General features: G+C 56.9%; 19 protein-coding genes. 9 read left to right on the forward strand and 10 right to left on the reverse strand.

The genetic code is table 11. The annotated features are described in order from the left end of the window. Positions 1-170: 170 nt before the first annotated feature. The 3 genes from ACZ5K9_RS01250 to ACZ5K9_RS01260 are packed head-to-tail and all read right to left on the reverse strand — an operon-like array spanning position 171 to position 2,310. Positions 171-734: a 3'-5' exonuclease gene (locus ACZ5K9_RS01250; protein ID WP_464272611.1), complete on the reverse strand. Its 564-nt coding sequence runs from the start codon at positions 732-734 to the stop codon at positions 171-173. 8 nt (positions 735-742) lie between these two features. Next, positions 743-1,612 carry an alpha/beta hydrolase family protein gene (locus ACZ5K9_RS01255; protein WP_464272612.1) on the reverse strand — a complete coding sequence of 290 codons (870 nt, stop codon included), beginning with the start codon at positions 1,610-1,612 and terminating at the stop codon, positions 743-745. Further along, positions 1,609-2,310, reverse strand: a complete 702-nt coding sequence (locus tag ACZ5K9_RS01260; RefSeq protein ID WP_464272613.1) for a class I SAM-dependent methyltransferase — start codon at positions 2,308-2,310, stop codon at positions 1,609-1,611. The genes ACZ5K9_RS01255 and ACZ5K9_RS01260 overlap by 4 nt, the downstream gene beginning before the upstream one ends. A 184-nt stretch (positions 2,311-2,494) precedes the next feature. Between ACZ5K9_RS01260 and ACZ5K9_RS01265 the strand changes: the two genes are divergently transcribed. Then, positions 2,495-2,893: a hypothetical protein gene (locus tag ACZ5K9_RS01265; protein WP_464272614.1), complete on the forward strand. Its 399-nt coding sequence runs from the start codon at positions 2,495-2,497 to the stop codon at positions 2,891-2,893. A gap of 181 nt (positions 2,894-3,074) precedes the next feature. On the opposite strand, the gene ACZ5K9_RS01270 is transcribed toward ACZ5K9_RS01265, so the two are convergent. From ACZ5K9_RS01270 to ACZ5K9_RS01280, 3 genes are read right to left on the reverse strand one after another with little or no spacing between them, the layout of a single operon-like run. Next, positions 3,075-3,845 (reverse strand): macro domain-containing protein, encoded by a 771-nt coding sequence (locus ACZ5K9_RS01270; protein WP_464272615.1) that lies wholly within the window; start codon positions 3,843-3,845, stop codon positions 3,075-3,077. A 15-nt stretch (positions 3,846-3,860) separates the two neighbouring features. Next, positions 3,861-5,486 (reverse strand): MBL fold metallo-hydrolase RNA specificity domain-containing protein, encoded by a 1,626-nt coding sequence (locus ACZ5K9_RS01275; RefSeq protein WP_464272616.1) that lies wholly within the window; start codon positions 5,484-5,486, stop codon positions 3,861-3,863. A gap of 10 nt (positions 5,487-5,496) precedes the next feature. Continuing rightward, on the reverse strand, positions 5,497-6,321 hold the full coding sequence (locus ACZ5K9_RS01280; RefSeq protein WP_464272617.1) for a CheR family methyltransferase: 825 nt from the start codon (positions 6,319-6,321) through the stop codon (positions 5,497-5,499). A gap of 152 nt (positions 6,322-6,473) precedes the next feature. On the opposite strand from ACZ5K9_RS01280, the gene ACZ5K9_RS01285 reads away from it, so the two are divergent. From ACZ5K9_RS01285 to ACZ5K9_RS01315, 7 genes are all read left to right on the forward strand, one after another. Then, positions 6,474-7,835, forward strand: coding sequence for an Sfum_1244 family protein (locus ACZ5K9_RS01285; protein ID WP_464272618.1), 1,362 nt, complete (start codon positions 6,474-6,476; stop codon positions 7,833-7,835). A 74-nt stretch (positions 7,836-7,909) separates the two neighbouring features. After that, the gene (locus ACZ5K9_RS01290; RefSeq protein WP_464272619.1) at positions 7,910-8,269 is read left to right on the forward strand and encodes an ArsR/SmtB family transcription factor; all 360 of its coding nucleotides are present in this window, start codon (positions 7,910-7,912) and stop codon (positions 8,267-8,269) included. Between the two features lie 4 nt (positions 8,270-8,273). After that, a complete protein-coding gene (locus tag ACZ5K9_RS01295; RefSeq protein WP_464272620.1) occupies positions 8,274-8,738 on the forward strand; it encodes a DsrE/DsrF/DrsH-like family protein in 465 nt (154 codons plus the stop codon). A 435-nt stretch (positions 8,739-9,173) separates the two neighbouring features. Next, positions 9,174-12,521, forward strand: coding sequence for an exodeoxyribonuclease V subunit gamma (gene recC / locus ACZ5K9_RS01300; protein WP_464272621.1), 3,348 nt, complete (start codon positions 9,174-9,176; stop codon positions 12,519-12,521). Continuing rightward, entirely contained in the window at positions 12,502-16,068 is a 3,567-nt protein-coding gene (recB, locus tag ACZ5K9_RS01305) for an exodeoxyribonuclease V subunit beta (RefSeq protein WP_464272622.1), read from the forward strand. The genes recC and recB overlap by 20 nt, the downstream gene beginning before the upstream one ends. Positions 16,069-16,136: 68 nt before the next feature. After that, positions 16,137-18,233 (forward strand): exodeoxyribonuclease V subunit alpha, encoded by a 2,097-nt coding sequence (recD, locus tag ACZ5K9_RS01310; protein ID WP_464272623.1) that lies wholly within the window; start codon positions 16,137-16,139, stop codon positions 18,231-18,233. A 15-nt stretch (positions 18,234-18,248) separates the two neighbouring features. Continuing rightward, on the forward strand, positions 18,249-21,827 hold the full coding sequence (locus ACZ5K9_RS01315; protein ID WP_464272624.1) for an AAA family ATPase: 3,579 nt from the start codon (positions 18,249-18,251) through the stop codon (positions 21,825-21,827). On the opposite strand, the gene ACZ5K9_RS01320 is transcribed toward ACZ5K9_RS01315, so the two are convergent. The 4 genes from ACZ5K9_RS01320 to ACZ5K9_RS01335 form a co-directional block, all read right to left on the reverse strand. Beyond that, entirely contained in the window at positions 21,811-21,996 is a 186-nt protein-coding gene (locus ACZ5K9_RS01320) for a hypothetical protein (RefSeq protein WP_464272625.1), read from the reverse strand. The two genes, ACZ5K9_RS01315 and ACZ5K9_RS01320, sit on opposite strands and share 17 nt — an antisense overlap. A gap of 16 nt (positions 21,997-22,012) precedes the next feature. Then, positions 22,013-22,336 (reverse strand): HNH endonuclease, encoded by a 324-nt coding sequence (locus ACZ5K9_RS01325; RefSeq protein ID WP_464272626.1) that lies wholly within the window; start codon positions 22,334-22,336, stop codon positions 22,013-22,015. A 1-nt stretch (position 22,337) separates the two neighbouring features. Then, on the reverse strand, positions 22,338-22,919 hold the full coding sequence (locus ACZ5K9_RS01330; protein ID WP_464272627.1) for a chalcone isomerase family protein: 582 nt from the start codon (positions 22,917-22,919) through the stop codon (positions 22,338-22,340). Positions 22,920-23,119: 200 nt separating this feature from the next. Continuing rightward, positions 23,120-24,574, reverse strand: a complete 1,455-nt coding sequence (locus ACZ5K9_RS01335) for a DegQ family serine endoprotease (protein WP_464272628.1) — start codon at positions 24,572-24,574, stop codon at positions 23,120-23,122. 144 nt (positions 24,575-24,718) lie between these two features. Between ACZ5K9_RS01335 and ACZ5K9_RS01340 the strand changes: the two genes are divergently transcribed. Continuing rightward, entirely contained in the window at positions 24,719-25,039 is a 321-nt protein-coding gene (locus ACZ5K9_RS01340; protein WP_464272629.1) for a hypothetical protein, read from the forward strand.

A 25,039-nucleotide genomic window follows, 5' to 3' on the forward strand; every position in this document is an offset into this window, starting at 1 on the left:
GGATGAACATCCGCCGATTCAGTCTCGCTTCTTAGTGATGGGGCATCTCGGGAAAGAACGCATTCCGCTTCCGGCACATTGACGGACTCCGCTCCAGGCGCCCACGGAACCCCCTGCCCCTCTTTCGACGCCGAACGGCACGGGATGCTGCAGCGCCCCTCGCCCTCCTGTCATAGTGGACCATCCATATCGAAAACCACGTTCTTCGCTCGAAGGACGATTTGAGCACACGCTTCGGCATCGGAAGCGGCATCGTGGTGCTTGAGATCAATGCACAGATGACGGCACACATCGGGAAGTTTCGTCGGGTAAAGCTTCCAGCACCGTCGCGCCAGACGCATGGTGCACACGAAGGGTATCTGAGGGTGGGGGAGTTTGTAGGTGTCGCAACACGCCCGCAAAACATTGCGATCGAAGGCGGCGTTATGGGCCGCAAAGAAGGCGGCGCCATGGACGATCTCCTCAAGTTCCGGCCATACTTCAGCGAAAGTCGGTTGAAAGCGCACGTCAGCCCAGGTGATGCCATGAATATGAGTGAAGCGAAATTCTCGACTTGGTGGACGGATCAGTCGATAAACACGCTGGACGATCCGATCGCCGTGGACCCTGACCAAAGCGACGGCGCACGCACTGTTCGGCGCCGTTGTCGCCGTTTCAAAATCGATGGCCACAAAATTTTGGTGGATCGACGGGGAAAAAGGCAGGCTCGTCGGTTTGCGAGGTGAGCGGTCCATGGGTGTTTTCAGCTTTGTGGTTTAAGCTTTGAGCCCATCCACGCGGCGGTGATTTCCACAGCCCTGGCTCGGGTCTCAGGTTCCGTCAGGCGATGATCGGCTCCTTCCATGAGCACCAGCAACTTTTCCTCAGCGGCGGACCGGTAAAGAACAACCGCATGACTCCACGGGACAAGCTCATCGTCCATCCCATGAAGGACGAGCACATTGCGCACAGACGGCAGAGGGGTCCCGGCATCCGGAGCTCCCAACGGCAAAGCCGAGGGCCACACCTGGGCAAGCTCCGGCGGCCGTGTTGCCTGTGTGCGTCCGATGAAATCGAATCGAGCCGGGGCCGCCCATGCCGCCACGGCGTCCACACTTTCAGGAAAACGCCCTGCGAACAGATAGCTCAGGTATCCCCCAAGGCTTGACCCAAAGAGACCCAAAGCGACATCAGCACCCCACGGCCGCTCTGGTGACCTCACCCAGCCGACGACGCTCTGAAGGTCATCCAGCCGCGTTTCCAGCAAGCTCGCCCCAAAGGCCGAAGTGTTCCCCCCACACCCTGTGAAATCGAATCGAACGGCCCACAGCCCCTTGCCGGCCAATTCTTGGCACATCCCGACAAATTTCGGGCTGTCTTTGGCACTCAATAACCCATGGCAACAAATGACCACGGGGACCTTCTCCTTATTTTTCCTATCCTCCTCAGCGGGAACCTTTTCGGGGCTCCGAGCCAAAGCTCCGTGTTCGGGCGGCGTCGACGCCGGCTCACGACTGACCTGAGGCCGTAAGGGCGAATGGATAACAGCGGGTAAGAAGCCACGGTTCGACCGGATGGTCGCCGTAAAAATTTCCGCCGTCAGGCAGGGTTGGAAATTTTCCCGCTCTTTCATGACACCACCGTCTCTCCGCGCCGGCGGATGGCATAGAGCGCCACGCCGGAGATTTCGTCATGGCCCATGAAAGGGATGATTTTCTCCTTATAGGCAAATCGGGTGACCAGCTCTGCAAAAAAGCCGGGGGCCTGCAGATGCGTGTTTTTTGCAAGGAATATCGTGCCGCCGGGAACGAGAGCCTGGTCCAGAAACCGCACCAAGGCGGGATAGGTGGATCGATCGTAAATCACCTCCGAACCCACGATGACGTGATAGGGTTCCTCGAGGAATGTGTCGTTCCAATCGATCCGCTTCACGTCCGCATTGCGCTCGCACCCGTTAAGCAAGATGTTGGCGCGGGCGAACATCAAGGCATCTTCGTTGATGTCCGACAGCGTCACCCGGTGGCCCTTGGACGCCAAGTAGACCCCTAAGACCCCGATTCCCGTGCCGATTTCCAGGATGCGCCGCCCCGGCATCACAGGCTGACGTGCCCAATAGGACGCCAACACGAAAGAGGCCTCCCAAACCTTGGCCCACAGTGGCAGGTCCTCTAAAGTCAAGTAATCCCGTTGGGCCAACTCCCCCACATAGTCCTCAAAATCCGCCATTTGCAAGATACGTAAGGTATCGGAAGCGATCTTCAAGTCCACCGTTTCGGTCCGGTATTTGGCCTCGATCGCGGCCAAAATGCCGCTGAGTTCCCCATTGTGCACGTTATCCTCCGTTTCCTAAGCGGCGGATCGGCGCCCGTGACCGCGCGCCGCCGCTGACCAAGAGCCGCTTGACTTGCCTTGGCCCTTGGGCTGTTTTATGGTGAAACGTCATGAATGAAGGACCTGGGATGTCCCTCGACTCTTCTTCTTTTCTCTCTCGTCCCGTAGGTGACAGGAGTTTCTTATGGCGTCTCACATTCCTTTCAAAGAAGGCTCGTATATCATTGAAGATGCGTATTTGGTCACCCCCCTCAAGCGTTCGGTGCACCTCACCGAAGGAGTCCTGGAAGTCTATCGAGACGGCGCCGGCGAAAAACACATGCGAGGCCGAGCTTTCGTGAACAACGCCCTTATGGTTGCGCTCTTGGAAGACGAGGAATCTATGGATCTTGTTTTGGACCTGGGGCCCGGATTTCGATACCGACTCCCTCAACCCCTCTTGCAGGCCGGAAAGGTTTTCGAACCTCGGACATGCTCCATTGTGCATTTTGCCCCGTCCGAAAACCTCCTCGCCTTGCCGGATCCCGACTATGAAGCGCTCGTGATGAGCCTCAACGTCCTCCAGAGCGTGGAGAAGGTCTGAAAACACCCGCCTGGCTGAGAGCCCCTTCCGCTGATTTGTGCTTCTGAGCACCGGGGGGCGGAAGGTTCGGCGCCCCTCGTCTCGCGTCCTCCCAAGAAACAAACCAGGGGGGCGGTGACTTCTCCACGAGGCGACCTCAGTCGAGCCCGCCCCCGGTTTTCCAAGGGGATTCTCCAAGAGGTCACAAGGTTTCGAGCGTCCTTCGAAAAATATCCAGATCTTCTTGGGACCACAAGCAGAAGACCACCCGTTCCACACTCGTTTCTTCCTCGGCCAAAAAGCGCAGCACCGTTTCCAGCATGATTTTGGCGCACAAATCCTTAGGGAAGCCGAAGATCCCCGTGCTGACGGCCGGAAAAGCTATGGAGCCAAGGTCCTTCTCCGAGGCTCGGCGGAGGCTGTTCAAGGTTGCCTCTCGAAGTTTTTGCTCTTCCTGGCCTTCACCCCATCGAGGACCTACGGCATGGATGACGTAGCGGGCTTTGAGACGCCCTCCGGAAGTCACCACAGCCCCGCCCACGTGGGTTCCTCCGATGCGATCGCATTCTTCCTGAATCACCGGACCACCTTTGGCTCGGATGGCTCCCGCCACACCGCCCCCCAAAACCAAAGAGGCGTTGGCAGCGTTTACAATGGCATCCGTTTCCATTTCGGTGATGTCGCCCTGCACAAGGACAACGACTTTATCCCCGATCTTTTTCTCCATCTCCCCACCTCCATGACTCAGGCCCATGACCGTCACCAGGCGCGACACGGCCCGATCCAGAGGAAGCCACTCTTCGTCCCACGGAAAGACTGCATACGAGCCCCCGTGCTCCCATCTTCGGAGCTGGGCCCGCTCCAGGAGTGTTTCCCGGATCATTCCACGGCGTGATTCGGGAACATTGTGGAGGGCCTCCCGGATATGCTCTTCCAGGACCTTCCGCTCCCGTTCTTCAAGCCATTTCTCCATGGACTCCTGCACAGCTCACCCCTTCCAACCTACATCCGACCGAGCCTCCCCGGATTTTCCCGCATAGCGGTCCAAAGTCCGCAAGAAGACCCTCACGGCCGCCTCCAACTCTTCGTCCGCGTCCCGATCCAGATCTTTGGCCCAGATATCCACGCGGCTCAGGGCTCCGCTCACCCGTTCCTTCACCGAGTTCAAGACCTCTTCCCATCGAGGGCGCACTGCGGCAGGGGGCCTCACGGGCAGCCCAGGCTTGTCGAAAACCAGAGTCTCCCCCAGCTCGGGCACCATGGTCTGAAATCCAAAGCGGCTTTTCACCGTTGTCGCAAAGGCGTGGGCGATGTCCTTTTCCCCGTGGATCACCACCACCTGAAGCTTCGGATTCGTGAAATGCCCCAGCCACTGCAAGAGCTCGTCTTGATCGGCATGGGCGGAGAATCCGCCGATGGTGAAGACCTTCGCGCGCACCGCAATATCCTCTCCAAAGATCCTCACCGTTTTCGCCCCTTCGATGATCCGACGCCCCAAAGATCCCTCGGCCTGATACCCGACAATGACCAACGAACAGCCCCGACGCCAAAGATTGTGCTTGAGATGATGAAGGATGCGCCCGGCCGTGCACATGCCGTTTCCCGCGATGATCACCGCGGGACCCTTGAGCTCGTTCAGGGCTTGGGAGTCCTGGGCGGTGTGGGAGAAAACAAGTTCCGGAAATGAGAACGGATCGTAACCTTGATTGACGATCTCTTGGGTATCCTCGTCCAGCTCGTGGAGCATCTGACGAAAGATTTCGGTCGCCGCGATAGCTAGAGGGCTGTCCAGATAGACCGGAAGCCTCGGGATTGCCCCTTCCCTAAGCAACTTTCCGAGGACATAAAGGATTTCTTGGGTGCGTTCCACGGCAAAAGCGGGAATCAAGACCTTTTGCCCATGCTCGTAGCTGTACCGAACGGCTTCGGCCAATTCCGTCACACTCTCCTCATAGCTGCGATGCTTCCTGTTGCCGTAAGTGGACTCGATCAGCAGCACATCCGCTTGAAAGATCTGTTCGGGATCTTTGACGATGAGCTGTTCCTTGCGGCCGATATCGCCGGAAAACACAACCTTGAACCCGTTCTTCACATCGCCTTCCCAGAGTTCCAAAATGGAGGCGCCGAGAATATGGCCGGCGTTTCGAAATCGGGCCTGGAGGGTATCCGATAAGCCAAACAGGGTATCCTGAGAAACCGTCTGAAAGAGGCCAAGAGTCCGTTCGACGTCATCCGTGGTGTAGAGCGGCGGGACCGGTTCCCGACCTTTTCTCAAGTTCTTCCGCGTCTTCCATTCGGCCTCCATTTCCTGGATATGGGCGGAATCCAACAAGAGAATCCGGGAAAGCGCCGCCGTGGGTGCCGTGGTGAAGATGGGCCCACGAAAACCGTCTTTCACCAACTTGGGGAGACGGCCGCTATGGTCGATGTGGGCATGGGTCAAGAGCACCGCCTGGAGATCCGCAGGATCGAAAGGCCACGGTTCCCGATTCAGTGCATCCATGGCCTGGCCGCCTTGAAAGAGGCCGCAGTCCACGAGAAACCGCCTGTCGCTGTCCACAAGAAAGCACGAGCCCGTCACGCATCCGGCCGCACCGTGGGTTGTAATTTTCACGAAAGCCTCCTTATGGTCTGAATCTCGAAAAAAAAGGAACTTTTCGATAAATGTGCGGGTCTGCCGCACATCTCATCAAGGGCCACATGCCTGGCGGCGGCTTTTCACGACACCCAAGGATCAAAAAGCCCCCCTCCAGAAGAGATTCCACAATAGGGCTGAAAGCTTTTTCCTGCACCGACCGGGCATAATACGTCAAAAGATTGTGACGAAGAAATATAAGATGAAACCCTGAGGCGGGCGGCTCGTCCCTCGTCAAATCGTGAGACATCCAGAGGATCCCCTCCTTCAGCCGTTGGGAGACTGCATAGAGGTCGCCATGAAGCGGGGAAAACCAAGCGGTGCGACGCTCGATGGGAACTTCCTTGAGGCTGCTTCGGTGAAACACCCCGTGGGACGCAGCCTCGAGAAACCGGGAATGAAAATCCGTCGCCCACAGCGCCAAAGAAGGAAATCCAGAGCACCGGGAGGCCAGTTCCTCATATAGGATTTTTATGGTGTAGGTCTCTTCCCCTCGGGCACATCCGGCAGACCACACACGGACTTGATTGCCGCTCCATCGGGCAATGCCCGGAATCACATGCGTTTCCAAGACGATCCACAGCCGTCGGTCCCGAAAAAACCGGCTGATGGGAACGGCCAGGGCGCGTAAAGCTTCCTCCTTGAGGGCCGGGCTTTCCCGACAGCATTCCAAAAGGTCGGGAATGGTCGGGATCCCCTGCTCGGCCATAAGGGATGCCAGCCGCCGCTTGGCCCCTTTGCGCACCTTGCGGTAACCGCTCCAGAGTAACCCAAAGGCTTTCAAGACCGCTTCAAAATCAGCATCGCTGATCACCGGCCTTTTCTCCTACCTGAACCTTTCCGGCTGAGTCAGGTGCAGAAATGCCGGCTTTCCCGTGTCCCCCGGGCATGGGTCGACGAAGGTGGAATTTCTGCACGAAGAGATGAGCCGAGGCCATCCTGCGTCATGACGGAAAGCACCTTTCAATGAAAGCCAGCCATCGGGCCTACGTTGCGTGGACCAGCGGCCGTCGTCCCTTGAGCATCACGCACCGATGCGAGACTCCCAGGACCTTCTTTCGAGCCGCGGCCTTTTTGACAAAAACTCTATGGTCTGCCCGCCTGCCGCACACCAAACGCGACGCGGCTTTTCTTCCACGGGTCAAAGGTTATACTCAAGCGGTTTTCACCATCCCAACCTCAAAAGAAACCGGGATCAGCATGGACGATGTGGAAAAACTCCGGCAACAGATTCTGACAAATTGCCTGATCGCCGAAGCCAACTACGCCGGCACCTTTTCCCTGTGCGGACTGGTGCTCCGTCTGCGCGACCTGTACAAATGGGAAAAGCGCCTCCAGCCCTGGGAGGAACCCGAGCCGGCGGATGTCCTCGATTGGATTGAACACCGGGAGTCGTCCTGGGAACCCTGGATGGACAAAGACTTCCAACCCCTGCTTGTGGACGACACTCTTTGGGACCCGTTTGATGTGGACGGCATCAATGAGCGACTGGCCGGCACCGGCCTCGTCTATGGAGCAGGTTACGTCGAAGGGTTGAGGCCCAGTTTTTTTCTCGGCCTCATTGATGAATGTCGGGAAATGGACGGCGCCGTTGTCTTTTCCGTGACTGAGGAAATCGTCAGGGACGTCTTTGCGACGCCGGCCATGCGTCAGGGAGGGCGCATCTACATCCGCCGCCAGCCAATGCTCGCTTTTTTTTGGGACCAGATTTTCGAAAACAGGCCGTCTGCTCGATCCGCTCTGAGCTTCGCCTTTGCCGCCTATGGATTGGACGTTGAGGTCCTGGCACGGAATCCAGCGCAATATGCCGAAACTCTCAAAGCTATCGCGTGGAACCAGTTGCAAACGTGGGTTCATCACGAGCTGGGAGAGTTTCACGAAGAGGCCTTCCGTGGGCAGCTGTGGCACGACATCATCGCCACGTACCCCAACAGCCCCATCGAGGTGTATGCCCGGGTCCTCAAAGATCTCTGTGCCGACACGGACGACAAGGGTTTGCTCCGCCACGTCATCGAAAAGGAAAATAGGGCGGCCTTGGCTTTCTATGTGGCGTTTCTCAGGCCTTTCACCCGATTGATGTTTCCGGAAATCCTGAAGGCCTTTCATAAGTTTCGAAAATCCCCCGACTGGCGCCTCATCGAGGAAACCCGTATGGAGGCGAAGGGGAAATTTCACGGCCTTGCCAGCACCCTGAGCGCTTTGCATCAGGAACATCGGACCATGGGGGTGGACTGGGCGCGGGAAAGAATCCTGGAACGCTGTATTGCCCCCTTAGGGATTGTGAAGAAAGCCTCTGTCCGCGGTTCCGGCCTCCCATCGTCCCATTAGAAAGTCCTTGACTCCTTCCTAAAATTAGAATATCAGGATATCATGATGTGTGAATAAAAGAAGAGGAGACGCACGTGCCCGGTCCCTATCGTTACGAACGCTTGGAAAAGGCGGCGGAGATGCTCCGAGCGGTGGCCCATCCGGTGCGGCTCGGCATCCTGCAGGTTTTGGAACACGGCGAAAAAAACGTCACAGAAATATGTCAACACCTGGGATTGGCCCAAGCCTACACTTCGCAACAGTTAAATTATCTCAAAACGCGCGGTGTCTTGGCATCCCGCAAAGATAAAACTCAGGTCTTTTATCGAATCGCGTTCCCGGCCGTCCTGAAAATCATCGAATGCGTGTGTGCTCAGGAAGATCCGGGAAGCGAACCGGGCGGAAGTCCCGCCCACGAAAAAAACACCCAAAGTCTAAACCGTGAGGAGGCATAGTGCCATGTCTGACGACACCTTGAAAAACCCAGAAAAAAGAACGTCGTGCACCTTCATCTGCAGCCGAGACACTTTGGACGGCGCCTACCCTTCCTTGGTCCTCGGGCTCAATGCCGTGCGGCTCGGCATGGAGGCCACAATCTTCTATACCTTCATGGGTATCAACGTGATCCGCAAAAATCATCAAAACAAATGCCGGTTTATTCCGCCTGGACCCATGGGGGCGATCCCCGGCATGTCGGCTTTCGCCACCAAGATGATGCGCCAAAAGATGGACGCCGCGCACATTCCTTCGTTGGCGGAACTCTTGGAAATGGCGCAGATTGAAGGGGTGAATCTGGTGGCCTGCAAAATGACGGTGGATATGATGGGGCTGACGCAAGACGATTTCATCGAAGGGGTAAAGATTCAAACAGCCGAAGACTACCTGAAACACGCCGCCCAGTGCCAGATCAACATGTTTACATAAAAGATCCCCGCCACGTTGCCCTTAGGCCATGCCCGAAGAATGGTGGAGGGCCGTGCGTCTCTGGTGCGGGATAATCCGTTCCCTGCGGCCCGTGCCTCGGTGAGCCCCTCACATCCTCACGGATACCGGAGTCAGACCCCGATCGCCGCTCATCTCTGAAAAAAGGCGCCGTGAGGCATTCTCGGGCATGGACAAGGGACTGCCTCATCGGGCAAACTGCTCTATTCATGCCGTCACTTCCGGCAACGGGTCTTCCCGTGCCGGGGGGACGGCGAAATACGTTCGTCCATGACCGGGACCACCGCCAAAGAGGGTCCGTGCTTCGTGTCCGACTGTGTCTGATATTCCCCCGCGCAGGGGGCATGTCGGGAAGGTGCTCGCTTTCCACCACGTCGGTCGGCATCTGCACGGCCACGGCGGAAGGAGGATTTTCGGATGTGGCGCATCTTCCAAAGCCAGAGGATGGAAAGGCTTTTTGACGCTCTTCTTAGCAGCTTGGACCAGCCGCTGAAGGACCCTATGGCCCCCGAGGTGATCGTGGTCCAGGACATGGGCATGGCCCGCTGGCTCACCCACCGATTGGCGCAAAGCCAAAGCATCGCCGCCAACATCCAGTTCCTGGTGCCTGCAGCTTTGGTCGATCTCGTCTACCGCGCCTGGCTGGGAGATGAGGTCCCGTCCGACGAGTCCGCCGAAGCCTGGGATCCGCACGTCCTCACGTGGCGGATCTTCAAACTCCTGGACGTCCACAAGGACGACGAACGCTTTCGGGAACTCGCCCATTACACGGCCGATGATCCGTCCGGAATGAAACGTTTTCAGCTTGCGTCAAGGATTGCCGCCGCTTTCGACCGCTATCTGGTTTACCGCCAGGACATGCTCGCATCCTGGGAAAGTGAGGAGCACGGCACCGACTGGCAGGCCCACCTCTGGCGGCTTTTGGTCCAGGAGATCAATGTTCCCCATCAGGGGCATAAGCATCGCCGGTTTCTGGAAGCCGTCCGTGAAAGGAAAGACCCGCGGCAGCCTGAAAATCTTCCGGAGCGTGTGAGTCTTTTCGGTGTGACCTTTATCGCCCCGGTTCATTTCTCGGTGTTCGACTGTCTGGCCTCCCGAATTGACGTTGCCCTTTATTTTTTCAACCCCAGCCGGGAATACTGGGGAGATGTGGGTTTCGACAAGGCACGGGCTCATGATGAGCTGCTTCAATGGAATGACCGGGCGGGAGGTTTTCCCGGCAACGGGACCAATCCTCTTGTGGCTTCCTGGGCCAAGTCAGGCGCCTTTCTTTTCGAGCTGATTCAGGGTCTGGAATGTGATCTTTCTGACTGTTTCGAAAGCGTCCCGCCGGAGTCTCTTTTGAAAAAGGTCCAAAATGGTATTTTCACGTTGACGGATCGCCGGAAAAGCACGCCTGACGAGCGCGAGGTCATCGATGACTTCACATCCCTTCAGGTCCATGTATGTCACAGTCCCATGCGGGAAATCCAGGTGCTCCATGATCGCATTGCTTATTTTCTAGAAAAGATCCCTTCTCTGACCCCTCAGGACATCGTGGTAATGGCCCCAGACATCGACACCTACGCCCCTTATGTGGAAGCCGTGTTCGGAACCCGGGACAACCCACGACTTCCCTGGAATCTGTCCGATCGGAAATTCGCCGAAGAAGATCCGCTCATGGAAAGGATTTTGGACCTCCTGCGCCTGCCTCAGTGGCGCTTCACGGCGACCGAAGTTCTTTCCCTTCTCGAAACTCCCGCTGTGGCCGCCCGTTACGGCTTTGACGAAAAGGGTCTCGATTGTGTTCGAATGTGGGTCCAGGAAGCGGGCATCCGATGGGGTTTGGATGAGGCCATGCGGGAAGAATTGGAACTTCCTCGGGATCGGGATCACACCTGGGGCATGGGCCTGGACCGCCTTTTTGCCGGTTACGCGTTACCGCCGCAGGAAATCTTCTGGGGCGGTATCCTCTCCTACCCTCATGTGGAAGCGTCGGACGCTTCTTGGCTCGGGGCGCTCAAGGACCTCCTGGACAGGTTGGCCCAATGGCGGGAGCGCCTTCAGGCACGCAGGACACCGGAAGAATGGGTCCCCGAGGGTCATGAACTTGTGGATGAGTTTTTCCACCCGGATGCGGAGGAATCCCTCAGCCGTTTTCGACAGACGTTGGATCATCTTTCCGCGTCGGCAACAAAGGCAGGATTCTCCGATCCCATTTCCATTGACGTACTCCGGGCTTATGTGGAAGGGGTCTTGGCAAGCTCTCCAAATATTCGGCGGCTTCTCAGCGGTGGTATCACGTTCTGCAACCTGGTGCCCATGCGGGCCATCCCTTTCCGAGTCGTTTGTCTGTTGGGTATGAACGATGCGGATTTTCCCCGCGCCGACCATCTCCCCTCATTCGATGTGACCGCTCAGAACCCGAAGCCCGGAGACCGGCGACGTCGGCTTGAAGACCGCCACCTCTTCCTCGAGGCGCTCATGTCGGCACGCGATGTCTTTTATGTAAGCTACATCGGCCGGGACATTCGCGATAATTCTTTGCGGGTTCCATCCGTGGTGGTTTCGGAATTGCTGGATTACGTCGATCAGAGTTTTCGGACCTCGGAAGGCGGAATTCTGGAGCAAATTGTTATCGAGCATCCGCTCCAACCTTTCAGTCCTCGGCTTTATGATGGTTCCGACCCACGATTGTTTTCTTACGACGGTCTGTGGCTGGAATCGGCGTGCGCATGTGAAAAGCCCGATCCTCCATCGTTCATGGAACGAGACAAATCGTTTCCCGAGCCGGTTGTGGAAGAAGTGTCCTTGGACGACCTCGTTCGATTCTTCGACAACCCCGCTTTGTGGTTTTTGGAAAAGCGTTTGGGATTGGCACTTCCTCGGGACGAAGAAACCATCGAAGATCAGGAACCATTTGATGCGGACGGCCTGCAAGAATACCGGCTCAAAGTGGAAATCCTGGAAAGCTTGATCCGAAACGAGAATCCCGAGCAGATCCGGCGCCTACTCAAGGCCCGAGGGTGGCTCCCCCATGGGATTGCCGGTGAACTCGTGTTCCAAGAAATCCTGGAATCCGTGAAGGAGATGGCGCAAATGGTTCAGGTGAAGCTCGGGGCTTCTCGGCGGACGGTGGAAATCGATGTCCCGGTGGGATCCATCTGCGTCCGGGGCTGGCTTCGCGATGTCACAGAAAGAGGCCGTCTCGTCTATCGCCCAGCTGCAGTCCGAGCCAAGGATCGTCTGAGACTCTGGATCCGCCATCTGGCTTTGTGCCTTGCCCGCCCCGGGGGCGTTCAATTGGAGAGCCTCTACATTGGAACGGGAAAAAACGCCGAATATCGATTGGACGTCGTGGACAAAGCGCAAGAGTACTTGACGGATCTGGTGTCCTTGTGGATCGAAGGCAATCAGCGGCCTTTGCCGTTTTTCCCGGAATCCAGTTGGACTTACGTTAAAAATTGCGAAAAAAAAACCCACGAGAGCCCGCCGGCCCGGGTCTGTGGCACGGCGTGGAAGGACGAGTACACCAAGCGGGGGAAGCTTATGACCCTGCCGTGCGCATCGCCTTCCGCGGACTGGATCCTCTGGATAGGAACTTTGTTGAAATCGCCCACCGTGTCTTCGACCCTCTGCCCAAGACTGGGTAAGAAAATTCAAGAGGACGAGGCGGTCCTTGACAAGGGGGCAGGATTGGATGAGCCTGATAAAATCCTCGATCTTAGGGGAAAAGCCAGTGTCGTCGTCACCGAAGGTTGGAATCATGCAGCCACTGGATCCTGAGACCCTCCCGCTTGATGGCGTCCGGCTCATCGAAGCGAGCGCCGGAACTGGGAAAACTTATAATATTGTCCATCTCTTCTTGCGTATGCTTTTGGAAAGAGGACTGGACATCAGCCAGATCCTCGTGGTCACCTATACCAATGCCGCCACGGAAGAACTTCGGAGCCGGATCCGCGACCGCCTTCGGTCGGTATGGGCGGCCTTATCCGCCGGTCACCGGGACGACTCCGTGCCGGCTTTCCTCTCCAGGGCCCCCGGTGCCCAGTACGGCCTTATGAACCGGCTCATGGAATCGTTGTCCCGCATGGATGAAGCGCCCGTTTTCACCATCCACGGATTCTGCCAAAGGGTGCTGCAAGAGTTCGCCTTCGAGTGCGGGGTGCCTTTCGATTGGGAGATCATCACGGACGAGGAAGACTTTTACCGAGAAGCCGCTGCTGATTTCTGGCGACGCCTCATGAAGAACGCCGACCCTCTGGAGGCTCAATGGCCCGTCAAAAGATGGAAAGGCCCCGACGGATTACTTGAAGAGCTCCGACACTTACGAAGCGTCGTGCCCCCGAGAATTTTTCCTGAGCTTTCTGAAAAAGATGTACCGACGTTAGAGGAGCTCAAACGGCTGTTCGAAGAGATCCGATCGATGTGGACAGCCCATTGCAAGGATATTGAGACTATCCTGAGAAATCACCCAGGGCTGGATAGAAGGTCCTATACAAAAGGTGCAGTGGATGACGCCCTGAAAGCCATGGAGAGCTTGACGGAATCCGGAACGGCGCCCCTTGAACTTTCCGATCCTTTTTTCCGGCTCACTCCGAATATGTTGAAAGAAAAAAGCAAAAAGGGAGAACCGCCGACGCATCCTTTTTTTGATCGATGCGGGGAATATGCGCATCTTTTGGAAAATGTGCTCAAGAAGCAAAAAGTCGCTCTTCTCATCAGAGCTTGGAAATTCGTTAAAGAAACCGTAGAGCGTCGGAAGAGCGCCGAACGCTCTCTCTCTTTTGACGATCTTTTGGACCGCCTGCATCGCGCCTTATTTGGCCCGTCGGGATCGGCATTGGCGCAGAAAATCAGGGAAAAATACCCGGTTGCGCTCATCGATGAGTTCCAAGACACCGATCCCCTCCAGTATGCAATTTTTCGGAACGTCTATGCAGCCAATGACACTCACGCGCCGGCCCTTTGCCTCATTGGCGACCCGAAGCAGGCCATCTACAGCTTTCGCGGGGCCGACATTTTCGCGTACATCAAGGCCAAGCGAGACGCCGGTGAGGCGAACACCTACACCTTGGATACCAACTGGCGCTCATCGTCGGCCCTGGTAAACGCACTCAATGACCTGTTTTCACGGCATCCACATCCTTTCGTGTACACAGAGGACATCCCTTTTCATCGTGTACAGAGCGGCCCAAAGGCGGACCAGGCACCTCCGTGCCTTGACGGGGCCAGCCTCGCGGCCTTACGCATTCGTTGGCTTTCCAGCCAGGATCTCGAACTGACCAGGCAAGGTTTTATAACTACCGGGGCGGCCGAAAAGGCCGCCGCATCCGATTGTGCTGCGGAGATTGTCCGGCTGCTGGAACTTTTCCATCATGAACGCGCCACAATTGGAGAACAGCCGTTACAGGCTCGAGACATCGCCGTGCTGGTTCGTTCCCATCGGGAAGGCCGCCTCATCCAGGAGGCGTTGCGGCAAAGAGGCATTCCAAGCGTGAGCCTTCAGAGAGAAGGCGTTTCTGAATCCGACGAAGCGAAAGAATTACACATCATTTTGGAGGCCGTGGCCAATCCTTCCAACGATCGCCTGGTGCGCACAGCCCTCGCCACGGAAGTTTTCGGATATAACGCCTTCCGCCTGCAGGACCTGGACAATCAAGAGGCCCTCATGGAGGATGTCCAAAACCGCTTTCACCGGTACCGAGACATTTGGAACCGCCACGGCTTTCTTGCCTCCTTCATGACCATGCTCAAGGAGGAGGGCATTCCACGCCATGTCCGATCCCTCCCGGCCGGCGAACGGCGCCTGACGAACTTGCTTCATTTGGCGGAATTGCTTCATCGTGCCGCCCAGTCCTCCCCGGGGACGGAAAGACTCCTGCGGTGGTTTCAAGACCAGCTCAAAAAACAGGATGCCCCCGAAGAAGAACAGTTGCGGCTCGAAAGCGATGAAAATCTGGTTCAGGTGGTCACCATCCACAGAAGCAAGGGTCTGGAGTATCCGGTGGTGTTCCTGCCTTTTCCATGGGCCCTGAAGCCAAGAAACTCACAGAAGAATGTCATCCGATTCCATGACCCTGAGGATCTCTCCCTGTGCGTCGACCTGGGTTCTGAGCTTCTCGAAGATCACCGCGAACTGGCTTTCCGCGAAGAGCTGGCGGAATGTATGCGCCTTCTTTATGTTGCCCTGACACGCGCCAAATACTTGTGCGTCACCACCTGGGGATGGGTCAATGAAGCTTTTAAGTCGGCTATGGCATATCTTTTGTTCCCCGAGACCCAACGCGATCCCCAAGGGGCACCACCCGCCAGTGAAGACGAACTCCGGGAGAGTTTGCGTCAGATCGCGGCCTCTTCACAGGGGTTGATCACTGTGGAAGACGCGGACTGGAAGCGCAAGATCCGTTGGAATCCGCAATCGGGCGCCAAACCCGACTTTAAGCCCCGAGCTTTCCACCACGACCTAGGGATCCCGTGGCGCATCACGAGCTACACTCACTTGGTTTTGGGCGCGGAACCCCATACCCCGGACTACGATGCCACACTCGAGGAAAGACCCGCCGAAGCCCTCCCGTCGCAAGATATGGACCCCATCTTCCTCTTTCCTCGGGGTCCCCGGGCGGGTCAATGCCTCCACGAGATATTTGAGAAAATCGATTTTTGCGAGACTTCACAGGACATTCTCCTAACGGTCATTTCCATGAGTTTGTCCCGTCACGGCGTGGAGGAACAATGGCTGGGTCCTGTGTTGTCCATGGTGAAAAACGTTCTGGAAACACCCCTTAAGGCGGTGGACACCACCATGCGTCTCCGGGACATCCCCACGAGTGACCGATTGAATGAAGTGGAATTCCATTTCCCCGTAGAACGACTGACACCAGATCTCCTGAAAGAAACCCTAGCTGACCACAAATTTTACATGAAATCGGTGGAAGGGCTGCAGTTTGAAACCCTTCAGGGCATGATGCGAGGATTTATCGACCTGGTCTTTCGGCGGGACAACCGATACTACATCTGCGACTATAAGTCCAATCACCTTGGCAACCGCGTGGAAGATTACGGTGAGACGCAGATGGAGTCGGCGATACACGAACATCGCTACCCGATCCAGATGCTCCTTTACACCGTAGCCATGCACCGGTACTTGAAACGGCGTCTTCGCGGCTATGATTACGAAATCCATTTCGGCGGGATTTTTTATCTCTTCCTGCGCGGCATGCGACCGGAAAACGGCGGGAGCACCGGTATCTTTTACCACCGCCCTGAGAAAACGATCATCGAGGGCCTGGACGCCACATTCCGGATCGGTGAAACGGACGCCCGAAAATGACCCTTAAAAGTTCAAAAGCCCGAGAAGACAACCCCGGGATCATCCCCTCTGGAGCTAAGGAACCGCGTATGGCCGATGATCTTGACGCCTTGGTGAAAGCAGGCGCCCTACGGTCCATCGATCGTCATTTCGCCCTTTGGGTGTCGGCCAAGGACCCGCAGGATCTAAGGGATTCGGTGGCCTTGGCGGGGGCGTTGGTCAGCTTTCGGCTGAACCAGGGAGACGTGTGTGTCGATTTGGCAAAATACTCGGGGAAACCTTTGTTCGACGAAACCCATGTGGGTCAGGACAGTCTCTACGGCCCCGATCTGGACACCTGGCTCCATACGTTGTCGAAATCCCAGGGTGTGTGTTGCGTGCATTGTGACTCTGTTTGTCATCTATTGATCAGCCTGCGTGAACACCCGTCTGCATTGCAGTCTTCAACGGGTTCCTTCCGCCGTGACGGGGAGGCCGTCGCACCCGACCCTGCGTACGCCACTTGCCCGGCCGCCCTGAACAATGAACGGCCCTCCTGCCGTCCCCTCGTTCTGGATGGGACGCGCTTGTATTTGGCCCGCTATTGGTACTACGAAACCGCCTTGGCGTATCGCCTGCTGGATCTGGCTCGGGGATGGATCGACGTCAGCCCGGAAGCGCTGCGAACAGCCCTGGAAAAAGTGTTCCCGCCACTTCCTGAGGGCGAGACGGTCGACTGGCAGCGCATCGCCACGGCGGTCGCCGCCATGAAAAGGCTGTGCATCATTTCAGGAGGCCCGGGAACAGGCAAGACCCACACGGTCACGGCCATCCTCAGGGTCTTGTCTCATTTGCAGGCTAATCGTCCCCTGCGGATCGCTCTGGCGGCACCGACGGGCAAGGCGGCAGCCCGCATCACTGAATCCATTCGCAAAGTTTGGGATTCTTTCCCCCAATGGGCTTCATGGGTGACGCACATGCCTCCAGAAGCCATGACGCTTCACCGACTGCTGGGGTTCCGACCCATGCGCTCCATGCCGAGGCACAACCCCGAAAATCTTCTGCACGTGGATGTCCTCATCGTCGATGAAGCCTCCATGATCGATTTGCAGCTCATGAGCGACACGGTGGCGGCACTTCCCGATCATGCACGATTGATTCTACTCGGCGACAAAGACCAGCTGGCGTCCGTGGAACCGGGCAGTATTTTCTCCGACCTGTGCGGTCCGCGTGGAGACGGGCAAGACTCCCGGATGCGGAGCCAGCCTGTTCGGAGCACGCAATGGTTGGAAAAAATTCGAGCGGTCACAGGAATCGAGCTTCCGGCCGATTCTGGAAGTGACAAGACCGTCTTGTCTCCCTTGAGTGAATGTACGGTTTTCTTGGAGAAGAACTATCGATTCCCAGCAGAGAGCGCCCTCGGACAACTCGCCGCGTGCATTCGCATGGGCGGGCCGGTCGCTCTTCTGAACCGTTGGAACGACCTTGACGAAAAATCGCCTGCTTCGGCAGAGGATTCAGAACGTGAAGTGCGCTTTCGGTCCGTCGCGGAGCATGAACTTCGGAGGGCGCTGAGTGACATCGTTCAAAACCGCATTTGCCAATCCTTGAAAGCAGAATGTCTTGAGGACGCCTTCAGCAGGTTCGAGGATTTTCGCATTCTCTGCGCCTTGCGGGAGAGCCCTTTCGGGGTCGGGCCCATCAACGATCTCGTGGAAGATCTTCTCGCAAGTGACGGCCTGATCCCTCGGGGCACCCCCTGGTACAAAGGCAAACCCGTGCTGGTGGTCCAAAACGACTACGATGTGGGACTTTTCAACGGGGACGTCGGCATTCTCTGGCCGGAAAATGGTGGCCTCATGGCCTGGTTTCGCCGAGTTGACGGAAGTTTTCGAAAAGTCCGACTGACCCGCCTCCCTCTCCATGAAACCGCCTACGCCATGACCGTCCACAAGGCCCAAGGATCGGAATTTTCCCATGTGCTTTTGATTCTTCCCAGGCAGGATGCCAAAGTGCTCAGCCGAGAACTTTTATACACCGCTGTCACTCGAGCACGAAAAAGTGTAGAAATCTGGGCCGACGAAGACCTTTTAAACATCGCTGCGGGCCACGTCACCGACCGATCCTCGGGCCTGTGCGACCGCCTGTGGAAGCTCCCAAAGGGCCAAGCGGAGTGGGCCCAAGGGTTTCACGACGGCATATCTTAACCCCGGAGAACGACCATGAAGATCCTGCGGCTCCGATTAAAGAATATCAGATCTCTTCGTGGCGAATGGGACATCCGATTTGATGCGCCTCCCCTGTCCGATACCGGCCTTTTCGCCATTACGGGCCCTAACGGAGCGGGAAAGTCTTCCATCCTGGATGCCATCACCCTCGGCCTTTATGGCGAAACCGTCCGCATTCGTAACCCCGAAGGCGACATCACCAGTTGGATTGAAGATGAATCCTATGCGGAAGTCACGTTTCGGATCGGTGAGGACGTTTATCGAAGTCGATGGTGGGCCAGAAAGGGAGCCCAAGGGATCATCGGACCGGAGATGTCTCTTTCCAGCTTCAATGGAACCGAGAAGACACTCGAGGATCGCATTATCCCGGTGCGAAGCCGGCTGGGCGAACTCAGCGGGTTGGACTTTAAACGGTTCTGCCGCTCCGTTCTGTTGCCGCAAGGCGAATTTGGGGCCTTTTTGAACGCCCTGGAGAGCGAGCGAGCAGACATCTTGGAAAAGATCATCGGCGCGGAAGTCGCCCAGGAGTTGGCTCAAGAGTTCGAAAGCCGCAGGAGCGCAGCCCAGGAGCGGTTGGCGCAGCTGAAAGAGCTGGCCGCGAACTACCCTCCGGTGGACAGGGAACGACTGGGAAACCTGGAAAAGGATCGGGAGGCGCTTCGCGATGACCTCGAAGAGACCATCCGCCGCATCCGCGAGCTTCAGGAGCAAAAGGAACGGCTCGAGGCGCTGAAACATCACCAGGAAGAGCTTCAGGAAGCCGAACGAATGCTCGCCGAAGCGGAAATTCAAGACGCGAGAGCGCGAGAAGAGTGGGAGCGACTGGAGAAGATTCTCGTTGCACGCCCGCTGGCCGACTCCCTGCTTCACTCCAAAGCCATGGAAGAAGAACGAGAAGCGCTTCGGACCCGTCTCGAGGCCCTGCAACGGGAGGTGGCCGCAGAGCGGGCACGGCTGCACGAAGCTCAAGAACGTTTGGTGAAAGCACAGGAGTCCTTGGAATCGGAGCGGCAACGACTCGCACAACGCTCCCGGGATCTGGAGGATGTCCTCGAAAGAGACCGGGAAATCGACCGACAGACCCAGCGGCTGCATGATTGCCTGGCCCAACGCGCGCAGTGGGAACGCACCCGCCAAGATCTTTACACCCGCCGAGAGCAGCTGAAAGCACGCCTTGAGGAGGCCGCCGCCGACGCGAAGGCCCTCCAAGATCATGTGTCCAAGGCCGCCGCCGACGCCCCTTCCGAACAAGATCTGGAGATCCTCCAGAACCGGTTGGAGCGCCTCACACAACTGCGCCGACAAGAGGACGCCCTCGAAGACCAGCTGACGCATGCCCGGCAAATCCTTGAAAAAGTCGCCGCCGAGCTGGATCACGTGCTGTCGGGGGAGCAACGCTTGCAAGCTCAAGTGGGTCAAGCCGTCCTGAAGAAGGAGGCGTTGATCCAAGACTTAAAAAAGGTGTTCGGCGAACACACACCGTCCTCTTTCAAAGAAAGCCTGAACGAGCGCCGAAGAAATTTGACCGCCTACAAAAAACTTCTTCCCATTTCCAAAAGATACCACGCCCAAGGGTTTCGATCGGACATCGACCGTGAGCGGGACCAAGTATTGGAACGCCGCAGAGGTCTCCAGGCGGCGTTGGAAGAAGCTTTGGAAGAGTTTACGAAGTTTCAGAGCGATGTGGTTTGGAGGGACAGTTTTCAGCGGTTGAGCTCAGAGCGGGACCGCCTCCAGGAAGGAAGGCCTTGTCCTCTATGTGGGTCCTTGAGCCATCCTTTCGTTGCGCAAGGACTGCCGGATTTGTCTCAACTCTATGCCCACATCGACACACTGGAACAGCGTATCGCCTCCCTCAAGTCCGAGCTCTCTCATCTCGACCGCAAGGCATCCGAGCTGGAACGTCAGGCCGCGGCAGCCCAGGAGATCCGTCGGGAATGGGACGACGTGTGTCGTCGGGCGGGCCTAAGCCTGGAAATCCTCGAACCACAGTCTTTGGTGGAGAGGATCCGGCTGTTGAAAGAGAGCATCCGGCACGATCGATCGGCCCTGCGCTGGAGCCGATTCAAGCAATGGCGGCTGCGATGGACCGAGGCGGTCCTGCGCCGCAGACTGGAAAAATCCTCCAAGGAAGAACAAAAGCGCCATCTCCTGGAGGATCAACTCCACGATCAGCAGAAGACCCTTTCGGATCTCGAAGCCAAACTGCGCCGCCTACGAGAAGAAGATCAAACCGTCACCGGAGACGTGGAAAGCTTTCTGAGGGCTTATGGAGAAAAGGCTCCTGAGAAAGGAGCCGAGAGCCGCTTGCTCCAGCGCTTGAGGATGCGTCGAGAGACTTACCGACGCGCCTTGGTGGAGCAACAGGGTGTAGCGGATCGTATCCGATCCTTGGAGGCCCAACGGGAGTCCATCGAAGCCGACGTGCTGCACGCAGAAAAAGAAGTGGAAAAATCCGATGTGGAGGCGCAGGCCATTCAATCTCATGTGGAAGCCTTGAAGGCCGAGCGAGAATCCCTCTATCCGGGCATTGACCCTGCGGCGGAACTCCGGGCCATGGAGGACACCGTGGCGCAGCTAAGCCGGCAGACCGAGGAACTCTCTCAGGAAATCCAGTCGCTCATCCACTCTCTGGAAGCTCGAGACAAAGAAATGCTCGATCTGGCATCAGAGCTGGAACCCAAAGATCACCTGTGCGAGACCCTGCGAAAGGATCTGGCGGCTCAGTGCGAAGCCATGGGCGTGGATTCCCTTGAAACGGCTTACCAGGTCATCCCGGCCCTGGAAGAAGAGCCGAAGGTGCGGCAAAGGGTGGGTGATGCACGCCAAGCTCTTGAGGACGCGCGATCCCGTGTTCTTTCGGCGCAGCGGGCCCTTGCCGCCTTGGGCGAGATCCTCTCTTCCGATGCTCCGGAAGACCTTGCGGCAAGGATTGCCGAGCTGGAGAAACGTCGGGAGACCCTGGAGGACAATCTAGGTGAGGTGGAGCGCCGGCTGGATGATATCCGCCGGTCGGTTCAGGAACACTTGGATTTGCTTCGCGCCGTGGAGGATCAGGAGCGGCAGTGCACAGAACTGGCTGCGGAAGAAAAAACCTTCCGTGACGCGGAAGGTCCCGAGGTCTTGGAAAAACGGCGACGGCTCATGCTCCAACGCCTCATCGACCAGGCAAATACCCACCTGGAACTGCTGAGCGGGCGTTACAGGCTTCGGTCTTCAGCCGACAATGGTTTCGGATTGGTCGTGGAGGACTTGATGCAGCAAAGAAACCGACGCCCATTGCGCACCCTGTCGGGGGGAGAAACCTTCGTGGTGAGCTTGAGCATGGCCTTGGGCCTCTCTGAACTCGCCGCCCACCATCGCAAGATCGAATCCCTTTTTATCGACGAAGGCTTTGGATCTCTGGACGACGATATGCTCTATCGGGTGATGACGGCGCTCCGAAGACTGGAAGCCAACGGAAAGACGGTCGGCATCATTTCCCATGTGAAGCGCTTGGCCGATGAAATTCCAACCCAGATCCGAGTGGAACGGGGACCGGGAGGCGACTCCAGAATCATTGTGGTGCCGTGAAGCCCGTTTTTCGGATGGGGCATTCTTCCATGTGGCGGGCCTTCTCCTCCAGCTCGGCCATGGTTCGAAAAACCCAGGTGCTTGGATCGGTAAAGCAATACACAGCCAGATCGCACTCCATACAGTGGGCGTGCGGCTCCTTCGGGGCGGGTCGGGAAACCGAGGTCATGGTCACACCTGCATGTTCATGAAGAAACCGTTTCCGCACATCGTGTGAGATAATCCGCCCACTCCACGGGCAATAAGTATTTTTTCTTCGAGTTGCAGTCCTTACAGCACGGCACCACATTTCCCCTGGTGGATCGTCCGCCGCGCACCAAGGGAACAATGTGGTCCATGGTGAGTTCCTTGGGCGGCACGCTTCTCCCGCAGTAGTGACAGCGGCCTTTGGCCAGCTGCCGCTGCCACCATTGGGTTTTTCGAAGAGCTCGCGCCTTTTCTTTTTCGCGACGGATTTGTTCGGGAGAGACCGTCACGATGAAAGGCTCCGCAGCAGGCTCAAAGGTCATATTACGATTGCCCCAACATCCCTTTTTTCAATGCGTCCGAAGCGGGTTTGTCACCCAGGAAAATTCCCCAAAGCGCTTTCATGAAATCGGCCCCGGGCACAACCCCCTTTTCTTGTCCTCGGATCACCACATGGGTCCCAACACCCGGTTCGTAAAGAAGCCGGATCTCTTCACCTTTCATCACGGGTTCCGTAAAGTAACCCATAAAGGCATCCAAACGGGCTTTCAACGCCGGAGGAGCGCCGGGAGCGGTTTTTTCAAAGCCTTCTTTCCACGTCTCCACCAGCTTGTCGGCATCGACCTGTTTGTACACAAAGTGCATGACTATGCCCTTGGCTTTATCCGCGTCGATAATCGTTTTCGGGTCCGAGGATTTTTCGGTGACATAAAGCGCACCGTAGTAGACATCCACGACCAGTTTTTTGCGCAAACCGAATCCGTTGAGGACACAGCGCGTCTGTCCAATGGTGATCTCGCCGGGGAAACTGGGAACGTCGGCGGCGGAGACCGTGGACACCCCGAACATCAAGGCAAGAAGCACAGCACCGCAGAGAAGCGCTTGACCCCTCCAAGTCTGATTCATGGAACAACCCTCCCCTTTTTTAGGATTCTTGATATGCTCACCACCACCTCGGGCACCCTCGCCAAACCAACCCGCCCTTCTCGGAGCCGCTCCCGGGCTCCCGCAGCCTTGGCCATAACGTCAGGTCCCGGGGTCGGCTTCCTATCCCCTGGTCTTCTCGTTTCACAGAAGAAGAAATCCAGGCGGAGCGAAGAAGATTTTTAACTTTGTGGCAGCTGCAGCACCACATAAAACGTCCGCTCTCCACGCTTGACCAACAGAAGCAGGCTCTTTCTCTTATCCGTGCTTTTCATCGCCTGGTTGTAATCTCGAACATTTTGAATCTTTTTGCGGTTCACCTCTTTGATGAGGTCACCGGGCTGGAGTCGGGCTTCTGCCGCAGGGCTGTCGGGTTCCACTTCGGTGACGACCACGCCCCGTTCCGACGCATCCCACCCAAACCGCTCAGCCAGTTCCTGAGTCATGTTCTGTACGGTCAGACCCCAGACGTTTTCAACGGTTTCAGGTTGCGCCGCCACTGCTCCTTCCTCGGGCATGGTGCCCAGCTTGACCGTGAGCACTTTCTTGGACCCGTCGCGAAGCAGTCCGAGCTTCACCTCTGAATTGGGCTGTGCCGCTGCCACCCGGCGGGAGAGTTCATGGGCATCGCGCACTTCTTCGCCGTTAAACTCAATGATAATGTCCCCGCTTTCGATTCCCCCTTTTTCGGCGGGACCGTCCTTGAGCACATCGGACACCAACACCCCTTTGGGCTCTTTGAGGCCGAAGGATTCGGCGATTTCCGGTGTGACGTCCTGGATCATGACGCCCAACCATCCCCGGATGACTTTCCCGGTCCGCAGTTGGGGCAACAGGTCCTTGGCGAGATTTATGGGAATGGCAAAGCCGATGCCCTGTCCTCGCGCCACAATGGCGGTGTTGATCCCCACCACCTCGCCGTTCATGTTGAACAGCGGCCCGCCGGAATTTCCAGGATTGATGGCGGCGTCGGTTTGAATAAAATCGTCATACGGCCCGGCTCCAATGATCCGTCCCTTGGCGCTGATGATCCCAACCGTCACCGTGTGTCCCAAACCAAAAGGATTACCCACCGCCATGACCCAGTCCCCGACGCGCAACGCGGAGGAATCGCCCAAAACGGCGGGTTTGGGAAAGTTCTTGTCCGGATCCGTTTGGATGAGAGCCAGATCGGTTTTGGGATCCCGTCCCACCACCTTGGCCGCGTATTCCTTGCCGTTCTGCAGTTTGATCTTGATCTCCGTCGCCTTTTCCACCACGTGATTGTTGGTCAGGATGAGTCCTGAGGAATCGATGACCACGCCCGAACCCAAGGAATTTGTTTTCATCGAACCTTTGGGCATATCCCCGAAAAAGCGCTTAAAAAATTCGTCGCCGAAAAATTCCCGAAAAGGGGAATCAGGCTCCATGAACGGCTGCAGCGGATGTCCTTTGATGACTTGGGTCGTGGCAATGTTGACCACCGAATCTTTGACCTTATCCGCAAGGTCGGCGAAAGAGGGGGGCATGGAGGTTCCGAACAAGCTTGTGGCTCCCCAGGCGCCTCCTGTAACCACCATTGATCCCAAAACGATAAATGACGCAAGCACGCCCACTTTCCATGGGAAACCCTTTCTAAACCTCGACGGTTCAAACATGCCCAATGCTCCTTTCTCCCGTGATGGATTTGATCCACCGGAACCTTTTCATCGACGCAGGGAATTTGCTATACACCATAAACAACGCCGATGGAAGATCAAGACCGAGCGACAACAGGAGGTGGGAAAAGGTCCATGCGGTCCATGACACTGGTTGAAGCATGCCGTTTCAGTGCGGAAATCCTCCAAAGGAATCCCGAACTCGCGGCCATTTACCAAAATGCCCTTCGCCGTTACAGTCAGGGAGAGCTTTTTTCAACCCTGATGGACCTCATCGTGCAGGCCTACCAGGATGGCAAATTAGAAGAGGACGTTTTTAGGAATCCGCACAGTTTGGTCAGTTTTTGCTGTGGGGCCTGGATTCAATTTCTTCTCGTGGAAGTGGCCGGGATGAAGAAAGCGAATCTTCACGCCGTCGCGCGCAAAATTTTCAAGGAAACACAGAGCAACCGAGTCCTCCATTGA

Source organism: Desulfosoma profundi (assembly GCF_055387865.1).